General features: G+C 51.2%; 18 protein-coding genes and 2 pseudogenes. 7 read left to right on the top strand and 13 right to left on the bottom strand.

The features are described from left to right. Window positions 1-112 precede the first annotated feature (112 nt). A complete protein-coding gene (gene sanA, locus FN082_RS17080; protein WP_139536603.1) occupies window positions 113-829 on the top strand; it encodes an outer membrane permeability protein SanA in 717 nt (238 codons plus the stop codon). A gap of 74 nt (window positions 830-903) precedes the next feature. Here sanA and FN082_RS17075 read toward each other — a convergent pair whose 3' ends face one another. The 9 genes from FN082_RS17075 to folE form a co-directional block, all read right to left on the bottom strand. Then, window positions 904-1563 carry a DUF799 domain-containing protein gene (locus tag FN082_RS17075; protein WP_142462853.1) on the bottom strand — a complete coding sequence of 220 codons (660 nt, stop codon included), beginning with the start codon at window positions 1561-1563 and terminating at the stop codon, window positions 904-906. Further along, window positions 1560-1916 (bottom strand): DUF4810 domain-containing protein, encoded by a 357-nt coding sequence (locus FN082_RS17070; protein WP_139536605.1) that lies wholly within the window; start codon window positions 1914-1916, stop codon window positions 1560-1562. Before FN082_RS17070 ends, FN082_RS17075 begins: the two co-directional genes overlap by 4 nt. A gap of 60 nt (window positions 1917-1976) precedes the next feature. Continuing rightward, entirely contained in the window at window positions 1977-2648 is a 672-nt protein-coding gene (locus tag FN082_RS17065) for a CsgG/HfaB family protein (protein ID WP_139536606.1), read from the bottom strand. Between the two features lie 334 nt (window positions 2649-2982). After that, window positions 2983-3993 (bottom strand): galactose/methyl galactoside ABC transporter permease MglC, encoded by a 1011-nt coding sequence (gene mglC / locus FN082_RS17060; protein WP_139536607.1) that lies wholly within the window; start codon window positions 3991-3993, stop codon window positions 2983-2985. Window positions 3994-4008: 15 nt separating this feature from the next. Beyond that, complete coding sequence (mglA, locus tag FN082_RS17055; RefSeq protein ID WP_139536608.1) at window positions 4009-5529, bottom strand: galactose/methyl galactoside ABC transporter ATP-binding protein MglA; 1521 nt, start codon at window positions 5527-5529, stop codon at window positions 4009-4011. Window positions 5530-5647: 118 nt separating this feature from the next. Next, on the bottom strand, window positions 5648-6646 hold the full coding sequence (gene mglB, locus FN082_RS17050; protein WP_139536609.1) for a galactose/glucose ABC transporter substrate-binding protein MglB: 999 nt from the start codon (window positions 6644-6646) through the stop codon (window positions 5648-5650). 291 nt (window positions 6647-6937) lie between these two features. After that, entirely contained in the window at window positions 6938-7960 is a 1023-nt protein-coding gene (gene galS, locus FN082_RS17045; protein ID WP_142467011.1) for an HTH-type transcriptional regulator GalS, read from the bottom strand. Between the two features lie 155 nt (window positions 7961-8115). Beyond that, the gene (yeiB, locus tag FN082_RS17040) at window positions 8116-9273 is read right to left on the bottom strand and encodes a DUF418 domain-containing protein YeiB (RefSeq protein WP_139536611.1); all 1158 of its coding nucleotides are present in this window, start codon (window positions 9271-9273) and stop codon (window positions 8116-8118) included. A 15-nt stretch (window positions 9274-9288) separates the two neighbouring features. Next, window positions 9289-9957 (bottom strand): GTP cyclohydrolase I FolE, encoded by a 669-nt coding sequence (gene folE, locus FN082_RS17035; RefSeq protein ID WP_004103895.1) that lies wholly within the window; start codon window positions 9955-9957, stop codon window positions 9289-9291. A gap of 368 nt (window positions 9958-10325) precedes the next feature. Between folE and fghA the strand changes: the two genes are divergently transcribed. After that, window positions 10326-11162 (top strand): S-formylglutathione hydrolase, encoded by an 837-nt coding sequence (gene fghA / locus FN082_RS17030; protein ID WP_139536612.1) that lies wholly within the window; start codon window positions 10326-10328, stop codon window positions 11160-11162. 301 nt (window positions 11163-11463) lie between these two features. Here fghA and FN082_RS17025 read toward each other — a convergent pair whose 3' ends face one another. Both FN082_RS17025 and FN082_RS17020 read right to left on the bottom strand, forming a co-directional pair. After that, window positions 11464-12591: an MFS transporter gene (locus FN082_RS17025; RefSeq protein ID WP_142982033.1), complete on the bottom strand. Its 1128-nt coding sequence runs from the start codon at window positions 12589-12591 to the stop codon at window positions 11464-11466. 141 nt (window positions 12592-12732) lie between these two features. Then, window positions 12733-13791, bottom strand: coding sequence for an alpha/beta hydrolase (locus FN082_RS17020; RefSeq protein WP_142981973.1), 1059 nt, complete (start codon window positions 13789-13791; stop codon window positions 12733-12735). 265 nt (window positions 13792-14056) lie between these two features. Here FN082_RS17020 and FN082_RS17015 point away from each other — a divergent pair, with 265 nt between their 5' ends. Beyond that, window positions 14057-14941, top strand: a complete 885-nt coding sequence (locus FN082_RS17015; protein WP_139536614.1) for a LysR family transcriptional regulator — start codon at window positions 14057-14059, stop codon at window positions 14939-14941. 98 nt (window positions 14942-15039) lie between these two features. On the opposite strand, the gene FN082_RS17010 is transcribed toward FN082_RS17015, so the two are convergent. After that, window positions 15040-15912, bottom strand: coding sequence for a LysR family transcriptional regulator (locus tag FN082_RS17010; RefSeq protein ID WP_139536615.1), 873 nt, complete (start codon window positions 15910-15912; stop codon window positions 15040-15042). A 124-nt stretch (window positions 15913-16036) separates the two neighbouring features. On the opposite strand from FN082_RS17010, the gene FN082_RS17005 reads away from it, so the two are divergent. The 4 genes and pseudogenes from FN082_RS17005 to FN082_RS30210 all read left to right on the top strand — a co-directional run. Further along, on the top strand, window positions 16037-16744 hold the full coding sequence (locus FN082_RS17005; RefSeq protein WP_142467005.1) for an AzlC family ABC transporter permease: 708 nt from the start codon (window positions 16037-16039) through the stop codon (window positions 16742-16744). Then, window positions 16741-17049, top strand: coding sequence for an AzlD family protein (locus FN082_RS17000; RefSeq protein ID WP_142467003.1), 309 nt, complete (start codon window positions 16741-16743; stop codon window positions 17047-17049). The genes FN082_RS17005 and FN082_RS17000 overlap by 4 nt, the downstream gene beginning before the upstream one ends. Window positions 17050-17093: 44 nt before the next feature. Continuing rightward, window positions 17094-17780 (top strand): annotated as a pseudogene (locus tag FN082_RS16995) (alpha/beta fold hydrolase); the annotation flags it as partial. Further along, window positions 17771-17895: pseudogene (locus tag FN082_RS30210) on the top strand (GNAT family N-acetyltransferase); the annotation flags it as partial. The pseudogenes FN082_RS16995 and FN082_RS30210, both read left to right, overlap by 10 nt. A gap of 36 nt (window positions 17896-17931) precedes the next feature. Here FN082_RS30210 and cirA read toward each other — a convergent pair. Further along, complete coding sequence (cirA, locus tag FN082_RS16990; protein ID WP_139536618.1) at window positions 17932-19905, bottom strand: catecholate siderophore receptor CirA; 1974 nt, start codon at window positions 19903-19905, stop codon at window positions 17932-17934. Window positions 19906-20120 lie beyond the last annotated feature (215 nt).

Below are 20120 nucleotides of genomic sequence, written 5' to 3'. Positions count from 1 at the left end.
GGCCGAATGGCCCACATTGTTGAAAATCCCCGCAATTAAACGACGGTTTCTTGCGCTTACCCGGCGGGTAAAGTAGCCTGAAGTCTCCCTTATCCACTATCGAGCCAGGTTCATGTTAAAGCGTGTGTTTTACAGCCTGTTAGTCCTGTTCGGCTTACTGCTGTTAACCGTGCTGGGTCTCGATCGCTGGATGAGCTGGAAAACATCCCCCTATATCTATGATGAGCTGCAGGACCTGCCCTATCGTCAGGTCGGCGTGGTGCTCGGCACTGCTAAGTACTATCGTACCGGCGTTATCAATCAATATTATCGCTACCGCATTCAGGGCGCACTGAACGCCTATAACAGCGGCAAGGTGAACTATCTGCTGCTTAGCGGCGATAACGCACTGCAAAGCTATAACGAGCCGATGACCATGCGTCGCGATTTGATCAAAGCAGGCGTCGATCCGGCGGATATCGTGCTGGATTACGCTGGTTTCCGTACGCTTGATTCGATTGTGCGCACCCGCAAGGTTTTCGATACCAACGACTTTATTATTATTACTCAGCGCTTCCACTGCGAGCGCGCGCTGTTTATCGCCCTGCATATGGGGATTCAGGCGCAGTGCTATGCGGTGCCGTCACCGAAGGATATGTGGAACGTACGCCTGCGCGAGTTCGGCGCGCGCTTTGGCGCGCTGGCGGATCTCTATATTTTTAAACGCGAACCGCGCTTTTTAGGCCCGCTAATCCCTATCCCCGCCCAGCAGGAAGTCCCGGATGGCGTTCAGTCGTATCCGGCCGTCACGCCGCAGCAGCTGCTGGAATTGCAGAAAAAAGAGAAGTGATGTCGTTATCTAACAAAAATAGATTCTCGCAATGGCCGATGCAAACGAGCGCATCGGCCATTTATAGAAAGACGCTATTGCAAATCTTTACCGTATTTTGGAGAACGAGGGCCGTAGAGAATACCATCTGGGGCGCCAGGGGTTAACAAACGCGCATCGGCAATGCCCGCAATCTTATAGCTTCTGTCAGTCAATGTATTGACTATCTGATCGACAGCAGCCTGAATGAGCATGCCTAAAAGCGATCCTCCGCTGCCGTCAGTTTCGCTACTTGAAGCAACTGCGCTACCGTTCCACAATAATTGCCCGTTACGGATGTCAACCAGTTCAGCAGAAACTGCAACTCGTGTGGCGCTACTGATAACCTGGTAAGACGTTCCGTATTCTGTCACCTTAAGATAAAGTACGGCATCCGCACCAAATATCTCCCCAAGCTTCTGACGGCTGACGCTATGCATTTCTTCGCCATTGACAACACCATTTTGCTTAAAGGTATTTTCTACGACGGCAACAGGGAAAACGTAATACCCGGCCTCCGCTAGCGGCAGCGTGACTTGAGAAAGTACGCCATAACCCGCTTTAACGTCTGGTGATTCGTTTTTCGGCAACAAAACCAGGATACTTTTCGGTTTACTTTGCCTGAACGCCGTATAGTCATAGCTTTTTTTAGGCGCACAACCGCTCAGCAGCAGGGTCAGTAATAGACCAGCGCACAATACATATAACTTTTTCATGCTTTGCCTCCCTGCATTTTCTTCAACAGAAAATCCATAAACTGGCTGGACTCAGGAAACAGCCGTTTCTCCTGTTCAAATTCTGTTTTCGCCAACTCCGGGTGACCGGTGTTGATATATAGCATCCCTAGATGGGCATGCAGTCCGGGAGGGACAGGGAGAGCTTTTGCCTGAGCTTTCTCGATGTCTTTTTTTAATGTTTCGATCTGTTTTTCTGGCCCCATATCCATAGCGTAATATTCATACACTACTGGTTGATATTCATTCCAACTATAAATAGGTTTTGGACCATTAGCACAACCGTTCAGCACGGTCGCTGCAAGCAATATCAAAATAGAACGAATGATATTCATCTTTAATATCCATATTATTTTTTAAGCTATGTTTCAAGAGAAATCGCGAAATAAGAACCGTTATTTCGCCGGCGTCCATGCACCACTTTCAATGCCTGAAACCAGGTTGTTTACAGCTTCCCGAATCGCGAGATCCAGGACTTTACCATTGAGCGTAGAGTCATAGCTGGCAGTACCACCGAAGCCAATTATCTCACGATTTGAAAGCTCAAATTCCCCTGCCCCCTGGGCTGAAAACACGACTTCAGACGTCTGAACATTCACAATATTCAGATTCACTTTGGCATAAGCAATTTGGCTCTTTCCTCTCCCCAAAATACCAAACAGTTGATGATCGCCAACCTCTTTACGGCCAAATTCTGTCACGTCGCCCGTTACCACATAATCAGCACCTTTTAATGTCTGGTTAGTTCCTTTGATGCTTGCTTCATTTTTCAACTCAGCCATATTGCTACGATCGAGCACATTGAATCGCCCGGTTTGTTGTAAATGGGTTATGAGAATTGTTTTAGACTGATTTCCCAGTCGGTCGACACCATCAGAGAAAACACCATTCATATAATTTGAGCGATTATCAAATTTCCCAACCGAAATAGGGCTACGGGCGCCATGATAAGGAGTATTCCAGGCCGCAACCTTAGCAACTTCCAGAGAGCGAGATGATTCTTTCGCGCAGCCACTGAGGATGATAAGGCTTCCGAGCCCAATCGCTGCGACAACTTGTTTAAACATAATATGAGATCCTTTCATTCTTTAATGAGTCCAATAGAAAAATATATCAGTACACCTTTATATATATATAATATCAATAACACCTCTATTTCAAATAATAAAAGGCGTTGAATTATAAATAGCAAGTTGTAGCCATTCGCGCCAGCATTCTTTACCCAGGACAAATCAGTGAGGAGGTATAAATATAACAAGAGGGGGAAGAAGAATATTCAGTCTTATACGAATTATTCGTTACGTTACGCCAATGGTTACCGAGAAATAAAAACTATTGAGCATCTATCCTTTCTTATGCAGTCAAAAAAGCTGCCCCTTTAGGGCAGCTTCTAATGAAAAATCACTTCTTCCGCGCGTACTTCAGCGAATCCAGCGCGACGGCAAAGATGATAATCGCCCCTTTGATAATGTACTGCCAGTAAGGGTTCACGCCGATATAGGTCAGGCCGTAGTTGATGACGGTGAAGATTATCACCCCGGTCACCACGCCGAACACGGTACCGACGCCGCCGCTGAACGACACTCCGCCCACCACGCAGGCCGCAATCGCATCCAGCTCGTACATAAAGCCAAGGTTGTTGGTCGCCGAACCGATACGCCCGGCTTCCAGTAACCCGCCGAACGCGTAGAACACGCCGGACAAGGCGTAAATCATCAGCAGGTTCAGCGCAACGTTTACGCCAGACACTTTCGCCGCTTCCGGGTTGCCGCCGATGGCGAAGATGTTTTTACCAAAGCGGGTTTTATTCCACAAGATCCACACGAAGAAAACGGCAATCAGCGCATAGAAGGTAATATATGACAGACGGAAGGTCCCCAACGCCACAAACCCTTGGGCAAACTGCGAGAAATGGCTATCGAAACCAGAAATCGGCGATGCGCCCACGAAGTCGTAATACAGTGAGTTGATACCGTAAACGATGATCATCGTGCCGAGGGTAGTGATAAACGGCGTCACGTTCAGATAGGCAATGATAATACCGTTGATAAGGCCAATCACCGCGCCAATTGCGCAGACCAGCAGGATAACCAGCGGAATAGGCATCGTGGCCATTTCCGGGAATACCTTATTGGCATTATCCACTGCCTGGAGCATCGTGGCGGCGATAACTGCCGCCAGGCCGACCTGACGCCCGGCCGAAAGGTCTGTCCCCTGGGTCACGATAAGCCCGGCAACACCAAGGGCGATAATAATACGCACCGAAGACTGGGTCAGAATATTACTTAAGTTCAGCAAACTTAAGAATGTCGGATCCTGGAAAATAATAATGGCCAGTAACACTAAAAGAACCACGTAAATCCCACCTTCTTTCAGCCAGGTGAGAAAACTCTTTTTATTTAACGCACTCATGGGGAGCCCCTGATCTTAAAGGTGCAACGACGCAAGACGGAGAATTTCGTTTTGCGTGGTAGTTTTCGTCTCAACAATTCCGGCAACAAGACCATTGCTCATCACCAGAATACGGTCCGTAATACCCAGCAGCTCCGGCATTTCGGAGGAAATAATAATGATCCCTTTTTCTTTTTTGGCCAGCTCTGCAATCAGCTGATAAATTTCAAACTTTGCGCCAACATCAATCCCACGCGTGGGTTCATCAAGCATCAGTATTTCCGGTTGGGTTAATAGCCAGCGGCCGATAATGACTTTTTGTTGGTTACCACCGGACAACGAACCAATTTGCGTATGCTGTCCTGGTGTTTTTACGCGCATCGAGTCAATGACCCATTGGGTATCACTTTTCATGCGTGAGTTATCGAGCAATCCGACCTTATTTTTGTATTTCTTAATATTGGAGATCAGCGAGTTAAAACCAATATCCAGATACGCATAAATCCCCGTCGAACGGCGCTCTTCGGTCACCAGGGCAAAACCATGGTTGATGGCTTCATTGGCGTTATGGTTATTAATTTTTTTGCCGTGCAGTTTGATCGTTCCGCTGGCTTTCTCACGAATACCAAATAAGGTCTCAACGATATCAGTACGTTTCGCCCCTACCAGCCCGGCAATCCCCAGGATTTCACCTTTGTGCAGGTCGAAAGAGATATCGCGGATTGACGGTTGGCGCAGCGAGGTTAAATTGCGCACCTCAAGAATCACCTCGCCCGGTTTATTTTCACGGTTAGGGAATCGCTGATTAAGGGAGCGCCCCACCATCATGGCGATGATCTTATCCATATCCAGCCCTTCCAGCGGTTGGGTAGCGATCCACTGGCCGTCGCGCAGGATAGTAATTTCATCACACAGCTGGAAAATCTCTTCCATCTTGTGGGAAATATAAACAATGCCGCAGCCGCGCTCTTTCAGCTTGCGGATAATTTTAAACAAATGATTGACCTCTTTTTCGGTCAACGAAGACGTCGGCTCGTCCATAATCACGATTTTGGCGTTATAGGAAAACGCCTTCGCAATTTCAATCATCTGCATTTGCGATACCGAGAGCGTACCGACGCGGGCGCGCGGATCGATATCAATATCCAGCTCATCAAAGATGGCTTTGGTGTCGCGATACATTTTTTCCTGATCGACAAACATGCCTTTGGTGGGATAACGCCCCAGCCACATGTTGTCCATCACCGAACGTTGCAATACCAGGTTTAATTCCTGGTGAACCATCGATATACCGTTTTCCAGGGCTTCTTTCGCCGAATGGAAATCAATCTCTTTTCCCTGAAAAAGAATACTGCCGGAATCTTTTTGGTAGATCCCAAAAAGGCATTTTAATAATGTTGATTTGCCCGCGCCGTTCTCCCCCATTAATGCATGAATAGAGTGGGGACGAACCTTGAGGTTCACATTATCGAGAGCCTTGACGCCAGGAAACGATTTGTTGATATTGCTCATTTCCAACAAATATTCGCCTGACCGTTCGCTATTATTGCTGACCATAATTATACCTGGCTGCGTGCGTGCATACCCCAGCCGACGAATTAACGACGCGCAGGGACGAGTTCTGTATCAGGAATAATCGGGCGTACAGCACGTACGCCCGCAATTTATTAATCTACTATTTGCTGGTAAATTCGCTCAGATTATCTTTATCAACACCGACGTACGGTACGCGAACAATCTTGTTCTCGATTTTCCAGTTAGTTCCGGCAGCGGGTTCTTTTCCATCAGCCAGGTTTTTCGCCAGATCGAAGGTGGCTTTCGCCTGGTTGTTAGCATCGTTCAGCACGGTACCGGCCATTGCGCCAGATTTAACCAGCGCCAGCGCTTCAGGCAGCGCATCGACGCCGAATACCGGAATACTGCTCTTATTGTGCGCCTTCAGCGCTTCTACTGCGCCCATCGCCATCGCATCGTTGTTGGCGATGACAACTTCAATTTTGTTGGCATTCGGGCCAGACAACCAGGCATCCATCTTATCTTTCGCCTGCGCGGTATCCCACATTGCGGTATCTAACGCCAGTTGCTGTGTTTTAAAGCCCTTGTCGTTCAGCTCTTTAATCACGTAGGTGGTACGCGCTTCAGCATCCGGGTGGCCCGGCTCGCCTTTCAGCAGCACAAACTGAATCTGGCCATCTTTGTTCAGGTCCCAGTTCGGGTTCGCTTTCCAGTGTTTAGCAATCAGATCGCCCTGGATAATCCCGGACTCTTTTGAATCGGTACCGACGTAGAACGCTTTGTCATAGCTATCCAGCGCTTTGCGGGAAGGTTCTTTGTTGAAGAACACTACCGGTACGTTCTGTCCGCGGGCCTTGTCGATAACCGTGCCCGCCGCCGCCGGGTCAACCAGGTTGATGGCCAGCGCCTTCACGCCTTTTGCCAGCAGGACATCAATCTGATCGTTCTGCTTGGACTGGTCGTTTTGCGAGTCATTCATCAGCAGCTGAACGTCCGGTGCTGATTTGCCGTCTTTTTCGATTGCCTTACGCACCACCGACATAAAGTTGTCGTCGTATTTATAAATCGTCACGCCGATGCGGGTATCCGCTGCGTGAGCCGCGGCGCCAAATAACATGCTAGCCATAACAGCAGACAGGGTTAACACCTTCTTATTCATGGAATCTCCGGTTTTATTATGCAGGGTCTTTGGTGTGAAAATGGCAGGCGGGCGTGTTACATTGATGTTACCGCACAGCGACATTCACGACTGTAATTCTGTCTTCCGTGTAGGGTAACGCTCCTGAAAAACGGCTTTATTTATCGTTTAACCGCCGATTACTGCTGTAAAAGTGATTAATCACCGTGACATAGTATGTTCAGACTTGTAAACGCAGCAATCATAGTCAGCTTAATGTTAACAATCTGTGAAATCACTCACAGATTGAAAGCGGTTACATCAGGCAGATAATTAGTTAGTGATCGGCCCCACAATTTGCCGCTGCGCCACCGAATGTCGACGTACCAGAGTCGGCATAAAGCAGTGGCTGGCTTCACGATCCAGTTTCCCGGCGGCTCCCTGTAGCGCCAGCTCCGTCGCCAGTTTCGCCATCGACATAATGGGATAGCGCACCGTCGTCAGCTGCGGGTCGGTGTAACGGGAAATCGGGATATCATCAAAACCGATGAGTGAGAGGTGCTGCGGCACGGCAATAGCGTTATCTTTTAGCGTCGTTAGCGCACCCGCCGCCATACTGTCGTTATAGGCAAACACGGCGGTCAACCCGAGGTTGCGCCCCAGCAGTTCCACCATCGCCGCTTCACCGCCCTGCATATCCGGTGACCCGGAACCTATCCAGCTGTCAGGGGCGATAATGCCTTGTTCATGTAACGCCCTGGCCCAGCCTTCCCGACGCAAATCATCATCTTCGATACCGTGATTGGAAGAGAGATAGCCGATACGCTGGTGACCATGATTGAGCAGCATACGGGTCGCCATCAGCGCGCCGCTGACATTGTCCAGCCCAACGCAGCGATGGGCATATCCCGGCACGATGCGATTAATCAGCACCATTCCCGGCATATGTTCCATAAAATCGCCAAGCTCTGCGTCGCTTAACGCTTTGGAGTGAACAATCAGCGCTGAACAGCGCTGGCGAATCAGCACCTCAATGGCGTTACGCTCTTTTTCCGCTTCATGATAGCTGTTGCCAATCAGCACATATTTCTGATGCTGCTGGGCGACGGTATCCACCGCTTTAACCAGTGCGCCAAAAAAGGCATCCGATACATCCATCACCACGACGCCGATGGTATCGCTGACCTGCGTCGCCAGCGCCTGGGCATTGGCATTAGGCCGATAGCCCAGCAGCGTTACCGCCTTCATTACCGCTTCTCGCGTATCCGGGCTCACCAGCGCGCTGTTATTCAGCACACGCGAAACCGTTGCGACGGAAACCCCCGCCTGGCGGGCGACATCACGAATGGTGATCATACTCACCGACCTTAAGAGAATTACAGTACGTCACACTCACCTCCTGTGTTCAGCAAGGAGGCTATTCTGGCAGCGACGTGCCGGACGCTACGTGAGTGATGTCACAAGGATGGAAACGGTTACATCCATTTTGTTAATGATTGTGATCCAGATCGTTATCTTGATGTATCTTTTAATGATGTCCCCGACGCACGCAGGGTTAATTGACGCCACAGCCACTCAACGGGACCCTGACGAAAATGACGTAGCCAAAGCCACGAAAAGATAAGATTAATCGCCCATACCGGCGGCACGAAGGCTAACAGCTGTAAGCGGTCAAACTTCATAAACAGGCCAAAGCGGTAAAACAGCGTAGTGCAAATCAGGGTTTGCAAAAGATAGTTGCTTAACGCCATGCGCCCGACGCAGGCAATCGCCCCGGTGAGGCGAAACTTGCACAGCTGCGGCCAGAAGCCCCAGGCTAATGCCGCGTAGCCGATGGTTTGCAGCGGTGCGCTTAACTCGCGAGGCGCCTGTAACAAGAATGCACACCAGCGGTAATCCCAGCCAAGATGCCACTGGGCAAGAATAGAGGGCAAATTGACAGCCATTCCGGCAACAATCAACAACGCGCCAGTACGACGATAGTGATGAAGGCTGAACTGTCCTTTAAGCCAACCGCTGCGCATCAGCGCGGCCCCCATCAGCATCATCCCGGCTAACTGCCAGCCATACTGCGCGCCCAGCGCCAGCAGGTTATCCGATAGCATATCCGCGCGATTGCTCACCGCTTCAAAGCCGCCCTTCAGCTTCCAGAACTGTTCATACTGCAAATTCGCCGCATCCGGCACCCATGAACGGTTGGGCGTATTGCCAGAAATCAGCCCCAGCAGCAGCAGTACCGCCACGCCAATAACGTACAGCACCACGCCGGTATTAAATAGCGATTTAACATCATGAGCATCGCGCACCATCCGCCAGCCCACCAGTCCTACCAGCGCATAGGCCAGCAGAATATCACCGTCCCAGAAAAACAGGCCGTGAATGAAACCAAGCAGCGCCAGCAGCGTCAGGCGCGACTGGATCCAGCGCTTGCCGCGCGGCAGCAGAAGCTGAAGCCCTGCGCCAAACAGCAGTGCGAATAGCGTCAGAAATTTGACCTGCGCAAACAAGTCGAGAATTGCCCAGGTCCAGGCATCGCTAACAGAAATACTCCCGGACCACGCCGGATTGAGGTAAGCAGCCTTCGGCAAACCGAAGGCGCTGATATTCAGTAGCAGGATACCGAGGATGGCAACGCCGCGGACAAAGTCCAGCGTGACATTTCTCTCCATGTACCCTGCTCCGTCTTAGTTGTGGTGACGTACAGCGCGCAGGAACTCCTGGCGAGTATTCTGGCTGGATTTAAACAGGCCGCCCAGCGATGTGGTGGTGGTGGCGCTGGTCGCATCGCGAATACCGCGCGCTTTCACGCAGTAATGTACCGCATCAATGGAAACCGCGACGTTGCTGGTACCCAGTAGCGTTTGCAGCGCGGTGAGGATTTGCTGGGTCAGCCGCTCCTGCACCTGCGGACGCTGGGAGAAGAACTGTACGATACGGTTGATTTTCGACAGACCAATCACCGAATCTTTCGGGATATAGGCCACCGTCGCTTTACCATCAATCGTCACAAAATGGTGTTCGCAGGTGCTGGTCAGAGTAATGTCGCGCACGGTCACCATTTCATCCACCTGCATCTTGTTTTCGATGACGGTGATTTTAGGGAATCGGGCGTAATCCAGGCCGGAGAAGATCTCATCAACGTACATTTTGGCGATGCGATGCGGGGTCTCCATCAGGCTGTCATCACTTAGATCAAGGTTTAACAGCTGCATAATCTCGGTCATGTGTCCGGCGATCAGACGCTTGCGAGTTTCATTATCAATTTCTTGCACTGGCGGACGCAGCGGCGTCTCCAGCCCACGAGCGACCAGCGCTTCATGAACGAGTATGGCTTCTTTACTCAGTGATGACATTTTTGTTCTCCTGCAGGTGTGGCGCTCTTTGCTCTTCTGAGGGCAAAGTTTGTATTCATTGTGCGTGAGGTGACGCACAGAATCCAGTAGCCGCATCGATAATTGTTGAAATTGGCGTCACCTCTCGTTCCACGCCGCCAGACCAGCGCACTACGATGCGTCACGCAACGCCTTACTCACCTTGCCACAACCAACATAATACCGGGTACATAGCGTGATTCCTGACGCTTGAGCCATTTCGGCATGTTGGTTAAAAGTTGCATTAATGATGCAATATGTTCCGAAAAGGAGAAAGTGAAAGTTGCTCACGGGTGAATGAAATATCTGTATTATGGAAAATTACGCGTACAACACTTAAGGAGCCCTGCATGGAACTGCTCGAAGAGCACCGCTGTTTTGAAGGTCGGCAGCAACGCTGGCGGCACGACTCCACGACGCTGAACTGTGCAATGACGTTCAGTATCTTTTTACCGCCCTCTCACGTGGACACGCCGCCGCCGGTCCTCTACTGGCTGTCCGGTCTGACCTGCAACGATGAAAACTTTACCACCAAAGCAGGTGCTCAGCGGGTTGCCGCCGAACTGGGCATTGTGCTGGTGATGCCAGACACCAGTCCGCGCGGTGATAGCGTTGCCGACGATAGCGCTTACGATCTGGGCAAAGGTGCGGGTTTTTATCTTAATGCGACCCAGGAACCGTGGTCCACGCATTTTCGCATGTACGATTATCTTCGCGACGAACTGCCGCAGCTTATTACCCGCGAGTTTAAGGTTAGCGAGCGCTGCGCCATCAGCGGGCATTCGATGGGTGGCCACGGCGCGCTGGTTATGGCGTTGAAAAACCCGGGTCGTTTCACCAGCGTGTCGGCTTTCGCGCCAATCGTTAACCCGGCTCAGGTTCCCTGGGGCAAAAAAGCCTTTACCGCCTATCTGGGAGCGAATGAAGCAGACTGGCAGGCCTGGGACAGCTGCGCGTTAATGCAGGCCAGCAGCGAGTCAGATGCGATCCCAACCCTGATTGACCAGGGCGATAGCGATGCATTCCTCGCCGAACAGCTGCAGCCGGCGGTGCTGGCGGAAACCGCACGTCAGAAAAGCTGGCCGTTAACCCTGCGTATTCAGCCCGGCTACGATCACAGCTACTATTTTATTGCCTCATTTATTGAGGACCACCTGCGCTTTCATGCCCAACACCTCTTTAAATAATCGTTTCAATGCGCCGTGAAGAATCTTCGCGGCGCATTCATATACAAAATTCCTCGCCATCAAATAGTCATAAAAACTAATATATACAGAGTGTCATCGTCATTTGGATTCAGGGTGATCTGCCCCCCAGAAATTGATGCAGATAGATGTTAGCAACGTCCGCTCCTGGCTGTGAGTTCAACGGGTCGATGCAACGCTATCCTTAATCTAGGGTACCGTGGCGGTACTGAATGGCTGCAAGCCGGGACGGACGCAGCCATATTGCGCTTTCCACATTTCTGGAGCGCGGACCTTCGCCGGATTAAAGCGTACCGGCCTTTTGGCGTGCGGTGAAAAAGGTTAGTACGCCCGCGCAAAGGAGCAGCACACTGCTCATGGTAAACGTGCTCTGCCAACCAAGGTGGTCAAACACGATGCCTCCTGCCGTTGACCCAAGGGCAATGGAGAGCTGAATCACCGCGACCATGAGCCCGCCTCCGGCTTCGGCATTGTCGGGAAGGGTGCGCGCAACCCATGTCCACCATCCGGTTGGCGCGGCGGTGGCCAGCATACCCCAGAGCCCTAACAACAACGAAACCGTCCAGACGTGATGCCCGGTCAGCATCAGGCCGATGGCAATGACGGCCATCAGTCCGGGTATGGTCATCAGCGTGGGGTAAAATTTTCTGTTGAGGAATGTCGATACAACCAGCGTGCCAATAAAACCGGCTACACCGATAACCAGTAAAATCAACGATAAACCAGAAGCGTCAACCTGCGTCACCGACTCCAGAAACGGGCGTACATAGGTAAATAACGTAAACTGGCCCATGAAAAACAGGCCACACGCCAGCATGCCGACAGCAACCCTGCGGTGGCTAAGTAAGCGGAATACCGCGCCACGTGACGTGTGGCTTTTATTTGCATCCATACCAGGCAGGCTGATGCACTGCCAGATAAAGGCGACAACCGCGATGGGCACCAGGCACAAGAAAGCGCCTCGCCATCCGACCGTGGCACCCAGATAGCTTCCCAGCGGCGCGGCCACGACCGTCGCCAGCGCATTACCGGCGTTGAAAATAGCCAGCGCACGCGTGACCTGATGCTGCGGCACCAGACGAATCGCCGTTGCCGCAGACATCGACCAGAATCCGCCAATCGCCATCCCAATCATCGCGCGACCGACCATATACATCAGATAACTGGAAGCCAGCGCAATAATAAGACCCGATATGGCCATCAGAACCGTCATCCCCAGCAGCAAGAACTTACGATTCACATTTCCGGCCAGCGTTGAAAGCGTCAGGCTGGTCAGGACCGCCAGTGCGCCGGAGATGGCAATCCCCTGCCCTGCCAACCCCTCCGTCACGCCTAAATCGCTGGCAATCGGCGTGAGCAGGCTGACAGGCATAAATTCAGAAGCAATCAGCACAAACACGCACAGGGTCATGGCAAAAATGCCGCCCCAGTATGCACGCTGATGATGAGGTGATGGTGTTTGGTTTAGCGTCGACATAGTGAAATTTCACGAAGATCCGGATAAAAGCCACCTGCCATAGGCCGGTGGCTTTGCATCAATTCAGGAGAGGGTTTATTTCAGTTTGGTCTGGAAAAATTGTTCGAACTTCGCGAAAGGTATTTTTCCGGCAACGTTATCATACAGATCCACGTGATTTGCCCCAGGCACCACCACCAGCTCTTTGTCTTTACTGCCGACCGCCTTGAAAGCATCTTCAGCAAAATAGCGTGAATGCGCTTTCTCACCGGTCACAATCAGCGTCGGGATGGTGATTTCACTGGCGTAGCTCAGCAGCGGCATATTCATAAACGAAAGCGGCATCGTTGCCGTCCACGCCCCGGTCGAGTTAACGGAACGTTCGTGGAAGCCGCGCGGCATGCGATAGTAATCGAAGAACTCTTTCAGTACCGGATGCGGATTTGCCGGCAGCGTTTCTGGCAGAACGCGCTCGCCCGCGCTGACCTTGCCGTTACTGTCGACGCTAATATCATGAGCACCGTGTGCGAACGTGCCGCTCTGCGCATCCTTCCAGCGCTGTTCATTCAGATATTGCAGAACAGCACGACGGTCGGCGGTGGAATAACGGTCTTTACCCTCACCCACACCATGGCCCATCGCCCGGCTCATGTCGTACATCACGCTGGTAGCCACCGCTTTGACGCGGGTATCCATCGCGGCGTCGTTCAACGCCATGCCGCCCCAGCCGCAAATACCGAGCAGCCCGATACGGTTGCGATCCACCTCTTTTTGCAGCCCTAAGAAATCCACCGCCGCGCTGAAATCTTCAGTGTTGATATCCGGTGACGCGACGTTTCGCGGATAGCCGCCGCTTTCCCCGGTGTAAGAAGGATCGAACGCCAGGGTAACAAACCCTTGTTCCGCCAGCGTCTGCGCATACAGGCCGCTGGATTGCTCTTTCACCGCGCCAAATGGCCCACTGACCGCAATCGCTGCCAGCTTGCGATCGCCGCGATCTTTGGGCAGGTAAAGATCGCCCACTAAGGTGATGCCATATCGATTCGGGAACGAGACTTTACGATGATCGACTTTCTGGCTCTCGGTGAACGTTTTATCCCATTTATCTGTCATGGACACAGGGGCATTCGGATTGATTGAATCAGCATAACTCATTGTCGTGACTCCACTTAATGATGCGAATAACAGCATGGCCGGCATCGCGGTTTTTAGCGTTCGGGTGAAGGCTTTCATAAAAATCCCCATAAAAAAACAACAGAGAGATACAGGTTTCCGACGGAAAACGCTGCGGTGCTTTGTTCTGATGGGGTCATTATAGTGAGCAGAATTAGTGCTGATTAGGTGGCGATTACTGCTAAGATTGATACCATATTGTTATAAATTAATGCTGGGATTGCTGGCATGAAGGGAGGATTTTTCAATGGCAAAAAGGGAGAACTACAACGAACTGTACCTGTTTATGCAGGTGGTACGAGAAGGCAGCTTTACCGCCGCGGCTCAGCGACTGGGGCTTGCTCAGTCAGGTATCAGCCGTTCCGTTCGTGAGCTTGAAGAAAGGCTGGGCGTCCAGCTGCTGGTGCGCACCACGCGTAAACTGTCGCTGACGCAAGCAGGCGAGCAGCTCTACCAGAAGACGGCGTCGGGATTTGATACGTTAGATCGTGGGCTTGCCACGCTGGCGCACTATCGAGAGACGCCCTCCGGTACGGTACGTATCAATGCCAGCCAGCACGCGATTGATAAATGCCTGCTGCCAAAGCTGGCGGTATTTAAACAGCGCTATCCTGATATCCGGCTTGAACTGATGAATGAGAGCCGGTTCGTCGATATCATCGAGGAAAGATTTGATGCAGGGGTCCGTTTGGGGCCAGAAGTCGGCCAGGGCATGGTCGCGGTACCCATCACGCCCGATATGGAGATGGCGATTGTGGGGACTCCGGAACATTTTCGTCGCTACGGTTTTCCGCAAACCCCGGCGGATTTAAAGGCGCATCCCTGCATCGCCTATCAGTTTGCCGACGGCAGCGTATATCAGTGGGAACTCATTCAGGATGATAAAAAAATTACCCATCGACCTGAAGGGCAATGGGCCTTATCTGACAGCTATATGGAAGCAGAAGCCGCCCGGCTGGGTCTCGGATTGGCCTATGTTCCTGTTGAACTGGTCGCGGATGATTTAGAACACGGTAAGCTTATCAGAGTGTTACAGCGTTACAGCCTGCGAATGGAAGGATTGTTTCTCTATTATCCTCATCGCAACGTCTCCCCTGCCCTACGGATGGTCATTGATACATTGAAAATCTGAACGTTAACGGTGACCGACTCTTCACTGTACAACATTTGCTTTCAATCCCAGGGTCCGCTTTAGCGAGCAGCGGACGTTGAGGCACCTAATAAATCATCTCAACTTTCAACTTTTCTTACCCTTAATGTCCTGATTAGCAAATCATACAAACTATCCACAGCTGAAGAACCCTGAGAAGCACGACTTCTGAACAAGGCGACTTCCATCGGTTCAAGGGGCCCCAAAAGATGTTCACTGCCAAGAACTTGCAAATGAGGTGGTACGCTGCACTGGGTCAGAACGGCAACAGCCAGGCCACTTTCTACTGCTGTAATCTGTCCCGACAGACTGGAGCTGTTATACACCACCTTATATCTCCGCCCCTGTAATGCTAATGCATTGATAGCGCTACGCTTAGCAAGGCTCGTGCTTTCATATACCGCAATGGGTAATGGATCACGCCTCCACACTTCAAATTGCGGAGAGCCTATCCACACCATTGGTTCATAAAACAATAACGAGCCCTGGCTGTGATGTTCCCGGGAGACCAGGGCCAAATCGAGATCGCCGCTCTCAACGCGAGGAATGAGTGACGTTGATTGCTCACAACTCAGTTCGATCTCGACTGATCCAAAGTTAGGCGCAAATCTCTTCAGAGCAGGTGTAAGGTATTTTGCTGCATAATCATCAGGAACCCCCAGACGAATACGCCCTGTTAATTCCTTACCGTGGAATGCTGCCTGCGTTTCAGCATGAAGGTCGAGCATCCTTCGGGCATATCCCAACAGTTTTTGTCCTTCAGACGTGAGCTGATGTTGACGAGGACCGCGAAGTAAAAGCTGACACCCTAATGCGGATTCCAGCTTTTTAAGCTGCATGCTGACCGCAGACTGTGAGCGATGAACCTCAGGTGCCGCAGCCGAAAGCGACCCTGCGTCCACTACCGCAACAAAACACTTGAGCCAGTCCATCTGGAGGTCTTGATAATGCACCTTTGATCCTTGTATTTGATTATCAAATATTAACATCAATTATTATGCGTTTTTATTGATTTCACAACACTGTCATAGTGGCGCTCTGTTTAATATTACTGAGAGGAAGTTCATGAGGCCTCAAATGGAGTATCACGAGTCCGATTTATCTCAACTTAATCATTCACTTATTTGGGCTGGTTTTCGTCAACTTATCCCGGTTTCACTCTTTGTCGCTGTTTTTGGTGCCGCCTTTGGCCTGGCTGCATCACAGAAAGGACTGGACCAGATGACTGCGACAATGATGAGTTTGTTGGTTTTTGCCGGTTATGCACAATTCGCCGCGTTAGAACTTTGGACGCCTCATGTTCCTGTAATAACGCTAATAGCCACCGTCTTTGCCATTAATGCCAGGCATCTGTTGATGGGGGCCACCTTATACCCGTGGTTGCGCTCTTTAACACCCGCTAAACGCTACGGAATTATGATGGTTGCATCCGATGCTAACTGGGCTATGTCCATTCAGGCATTCAGCAGGGGAAAAGCAGGGCTAGGGTTGCTCTTTGGCGGTGGTCTTGCGTTATGGCTTTTTTGGGTAGTAGGGACACTTGTAGGGCTTTATTTCGGTAATGCTATCCAGGAGCCTAAAAGCTATGGTCTTGACATGGTCATGGGATGTTTTCTCCTTTCCATGGTGTTCGAAGGAGAAAGAAATCTAAGAATGTTTTGTATCTGGGCCGTAGCGGCCGGAGCTTCGCTGATAGCTTATAAATGGTTACCAGAAAATAGCCACGTCATCACCGGGGCCCTCGCCGGAGGCATCGCTGGAATCATCATGAGAGATAAAAGATGAGTATTGAGACGGAAGGTTTTGGGCCTCTGATTATTATCATTATTATGGCCCTGGTCACTCTAGCTACCCGATGGGGTGGCGTCTGGGTTATGTCTTTTGTTCCTTTTAATAACAGAATAAAAGCCTTTATTCAGGGCATGTCAGGCTCCGTTCTCGTTGCGATTTTAGCCCCCGCGGCTCTTACAAGCGACAAAGGTGCTCAGATGGCATTATTGACCACCGCTATTTTAATGCTGGTTTTTAAAAGGCCTTTGATTGCTATCACTTTTGGGATTGTCGTTTCAGCCCTGGTCAGATATTTTTAACCAGTCTAACCCCATAAATACACTGATGCTTTTAAGCGAGACCTATGAGTTTAAAGCCGCGTACAATCGTTTTAATTCCCGGGTTTATGCTGAATGAAATGCTTTGGCATGAATTTGAAACATACCTGCCATCAAACTGTATTGTTCATCATGCATCCGTTACCGAAGGCCAAACCATTCACGATGTAGCGCGGCATCTGATTACCCTTCTGCCTGAAAAGTTTTCTTTAATAGGTTTTTCGATGGGAGGATACATTGCCCGACAACTGGCAGCAGAATTCCCTGAACGCGTGGAGTCCTTAGTGCTTATTGCCAGTTCCTTACAGGAAGATACGCCGTTAGAGGCTGAAGCAAAGCGGAAAAGCGTGCAGTCATTGTCCCCTACGACGTTTAAAGGACTGAGCAGCCATGCTGTTGCCCGGTCACTCCACCCTCTAAACGCATCAAATCAGGATATGATTTCAGCTATCCAGAAAATGGGATGCTCTCTGGGATTTGAAGCCTTTATCACGCAATCATCATTATTCAGGCAAGGTATACCTTCAGCAACGATATGTTGTCCAACGCTGGTTATCGCCAGTGAAGATGATGCCATCCGTTCGATGAAGGAAGCAGAAGAGTTGGTCGAAGCCATACCTTATGCATCGTTAAGAATCATTCGGGGTTGCGGCCATATGATTCCGCTCGAACAGCCCGGGGAGTTGGGAAGAACGATTGCTGAATGGCTCCCGGTAGCGTTAACCATACAGAAGCCACAGGGGTCTTCGGCGTAAAATGCCAGATCCCATTCCTGTTACTATACTCGCCCGGCTTGCTGTCGACGTCTCATTCCGTGGAAAAGGGCTGACAGGGAAACCTGCCAGCCCTCTTTTATTGGCCTAATCAGAAGCGGTAATCGACGGCCATGAAGTAGCGGCGGCCTTCTTCGGTGTAGCTGTAGTCGTCGCGGCTCAGGTCTTTATCGCCGACGTTAAGCACGCCAGAACGCAGCTTAACGTTTTTGGTCACGTTCCACGCCGCGCCGATATCAAACATGGTATAACCGCCCGGCGTTTTACCCGTGGAGCTGACCGCACGCTGCTCACCAGTGTAGTTGGCGGTCACGTAGAAGGACCAATCGTCCAGCGGTTTCCAGTCGAGGGTACCGTTTGCAGTATGGAACGGCAGCGTTTGCAGCGGTTTATCGCCGCCGTTACTCAGATCGCGACCATCGTTATAGGTGTAGTTCACCGTCAGCTTCCATTCATCGCCGAACGGCACTTTCAGTTCCGTTTCCACCCCTTTGATACGCGCCTTATTAACGTTGAAGTAGCGGAATACCGGCACGCGTTTACCGTTGACCGTTTCCCAGCCGACAAAGTTCGGGTATCCCGGCGCTTCGCTAGCGCTGGAGGTACGCAGGATATCAATCATATCGTCGACATTGTTCTGGAAGGTTGTCACGCTCCCTTCCACGCCTTCAAGCCAGCCTTCTTCACCACGATAGTAAAGACCCAGCTCAAAGCTTTCGCTGGTTTCCGGCTTCAGGTCCGGGTTACCGATGATACGGCATGAGCCGCGACAGGAGTTAGTGGTCCAGTCCGGGTTCAATTGCAGCAGAGATGGCGCTTTAAATGCCGTCGCCCAACCGCCCTTCACGGTGACGGTATCGGTCGCGTTATAGACCAGATAAGCACGCGGGCTCCAGTGATCACCATAGGTCTGGTGATCGTCCATACGAATACCGGTGGTTAACGCCAGCGGCTCGATGATCCGCCACTCATCCTCAAGGAACAGCGCGTACTGGCTGGCGGAGGTGGATTTACCGCCGCTGCTCAGGTTAACCGGGTCTTTCAGCTTGTCGTGGCGCCATTCACCGCCAAAGGTCAGTAACTGGTTAATCATCCCCAGCGGCAGGACGTATTTACCATCAATAGCGTTGCTTTCAGAGGTGATCGTCCCGGCCTGACCCGGGTTTTTGTTATCCACTTTCTCACCGTAGAATTTCACCTCGCTGTTACCGACATCCCAGCGGCCGTTGTGGCTCAGGGAGTAGTTCTGGCGTTCGAGGCGGTTACGATCAAGGGAGTCAGAATCACGATCCTGGCGATCGAAACCGTAGCCTGCGGTAATGTCCTGATTATCCGTTGGGGTCCATGCAAACTCAACGTTCCCGTCACGGCTGGTGAAGCCTTCAATACGCGGCGTTTCGCCCGCTGCGTTGCTGGAGGCCTGCTGATCGTCTTTGGCGCGTTTCGCCAGGCTGCCGTAAGCTTTCATGCCCAGCACGCCGTCAATCAACGGGCCGCTGGTAAAGAATTGGCCGTTATAAGTATCACCGCGATCGCGATGTTCCTGAATGGTCGTGTCCGCACTGAGGGTACCGGTCCACTGCTGACCAACTTTTTTGGTGATGATATTCACCACGCCGCCAAGGGCGTCAGAGCCATAAAGTGAGGACATCGGCCCGCGCACGACTTCGATACGTTCAATGGCATCTACCGGGATCCAGTTGAGGTCGAAATCATTGTGGCGGAAAACGGCGTTGCGCGAGTTAACGCGTTTGCCATCAATAAGGATCAGCGTATAGCTGCTATCAAGACCGCGGATACTTACGCCTTTGCGGTTATCCCCTTCGTTGGTGAGCTGCACGCCAGGAACATCCCGCAGTACATCTTTCAGATTCTGTACCGGTTTACGCTGCAAATCCTGTTGGGTGATAACGCTAATACTGGCGGGAGCATCTTTTACGCTCTGTTCAGTTGCCGCAGCGGTGACGACCAGCGTTTCTTCGTTAACGGCGGCAAGCGCCGGAAACGCCAGTGATACGACGGACGCGCATAATCCGGCCCGGACAAAAGGGTTTAACCTGAACATTCCATATCTCCATGAGGTGTACAACAAATCAAACAAAAGGGTGCTGCTCACAGGTACTGTCGGCCTATCGCTCTATCGGCAATATGCGCGCTGTTTTTTTACAGTAGATGTGGCTGGTCGCCCCTTGTCAGTCTGACCGTCTGCAAGATATGGGGATTGGCTTCATCCTGAATTTGACGAAAATGATAAAGATAATGATTACAATTATCAATACA

The sequence above is a fragment of the Klebsiella spallanzanii genome, from assembly GCF_902158555.1.
Lineage (GTDB): Bacteria > Pseudomonadota > Gammaproteobacteria > Enterobacterales > Enterobacteriaceae > Klebsiella > Klebsiella spallanzanii.
The sequence above is the reverse complement of the archived record's forward strand: the minus strand, read 5'-3'. Positions and strand labels throughout refer to the sequence as shown.

Coding starts and splice junctions, on each gene's coding strand:
- sanA (WP_139536603.1), top strand. CDS start 113: ATGTTAAAGCGTGTGTTTTACAGCCTGTTAGTCCTGTTCGGCTTACTG.
- FN082_RS17075 (WP_142462853.1), bottom strand. CDS start 1,563: ATGAAAAAGTTATATGTATTGTGCGCTGGTCTATTACTGACCCTGCTG.
- FN082_RS17070 (WP_139536605.1), bottom strand. CDS start 1,916: ATGAATATCATTCGTTCTATTTTGATATTGCTTGCAGCGACCGTGCTG.
- FN082_RS17065 (WP_139536606.1), bottom strand. CDS start 2,648: ATGTTTAAACAAGTTGTCGCAGCGATTGGGCTCGGAAGCCTTATCATC.
- mglC (WP_139536607.1), bottom strand. CDS start 3,993: ATGAGTGCGTTAAATAAAAAGAGTTTTCTCACCTGGCTGAAAGAAGGT.
- mglA (WP_139536608.1), bottom strand. CDS start 5,529: ATGGTCAGCAATAATAGCGAACGGTCAGGCGAATATTTGTTGGAAATG.
- mglB (WP_139536609.1), bottom strand. CDS start 6,646: ATGAATAAGAAGGTGTTAACCCTGTCTGCTGTTATGGCTAGCATGTTA.
- galS (WP_142467011.1), bottom strand. CDS start 7,960: ATGATCACCATTCGTGATGTCGCCCGCCAGGCGGGGGTTTCCGTCGCA.
- yeiB (WP_139536611.1), bottom strand. CDS start 9,273: ATGGAGAGAAATGTCACGCTGGACTTTGTCCGCGGCGTTGCCATCCTC.
- folE (WP_004103895.1), bottom strand. CDS start 9,957: ATGTCATCACTGAGTAAAGAAGCCATACTCGTTCATGAAGCGCTGGTC.
- fghA (WP_139536612.1), top strand. CDS start 10,326: ATGGAACTGCTCGAAGAGCACCGCTGTTTTGAAGGTCGGCAGCAACGC.
- FN082_RS17025 (WP_142982033.1), bottom strand. CDS start 12,591: ATGACCCTGTGCGTGTTTGTGCTGATTGCTTCTGAATTTATGCCTGTC.
- FN082_RS17020 (WP_142981973.1), bottom strand. CDS start 13,791: ATGAGTTATGCTGATTCAATCAATCCGAATGCCCCTGTGTCCATGACA.
- FN082_RS17015 (WP_139536614.1), top strand. CDS start 14,057: ATGGCAAAAAGGGAGAACTACAACGAACTGTACCTGTTTATGCAGGTG.
- FN082_RS17005 (WP_142467005.1), top strand. CDS start 16,037: ATGGAGTATCACGAGTCCGATTTATCTCAACTTAATCATTCACTTATT.
- FN082_RS17000 (WP_142467003.1), top strand. CDS start 16,741: ATGAGTATTGAGACGGAAGGTTTTGGGCCTCTGATTATTATCATTATT.
- cirA (WP_139536618.1), bottom strand. CDS start 19,905: ATGTTCAGGTTAAACCCTTTTGTCCGGGCCGGATTATGCGCGTCCGTC.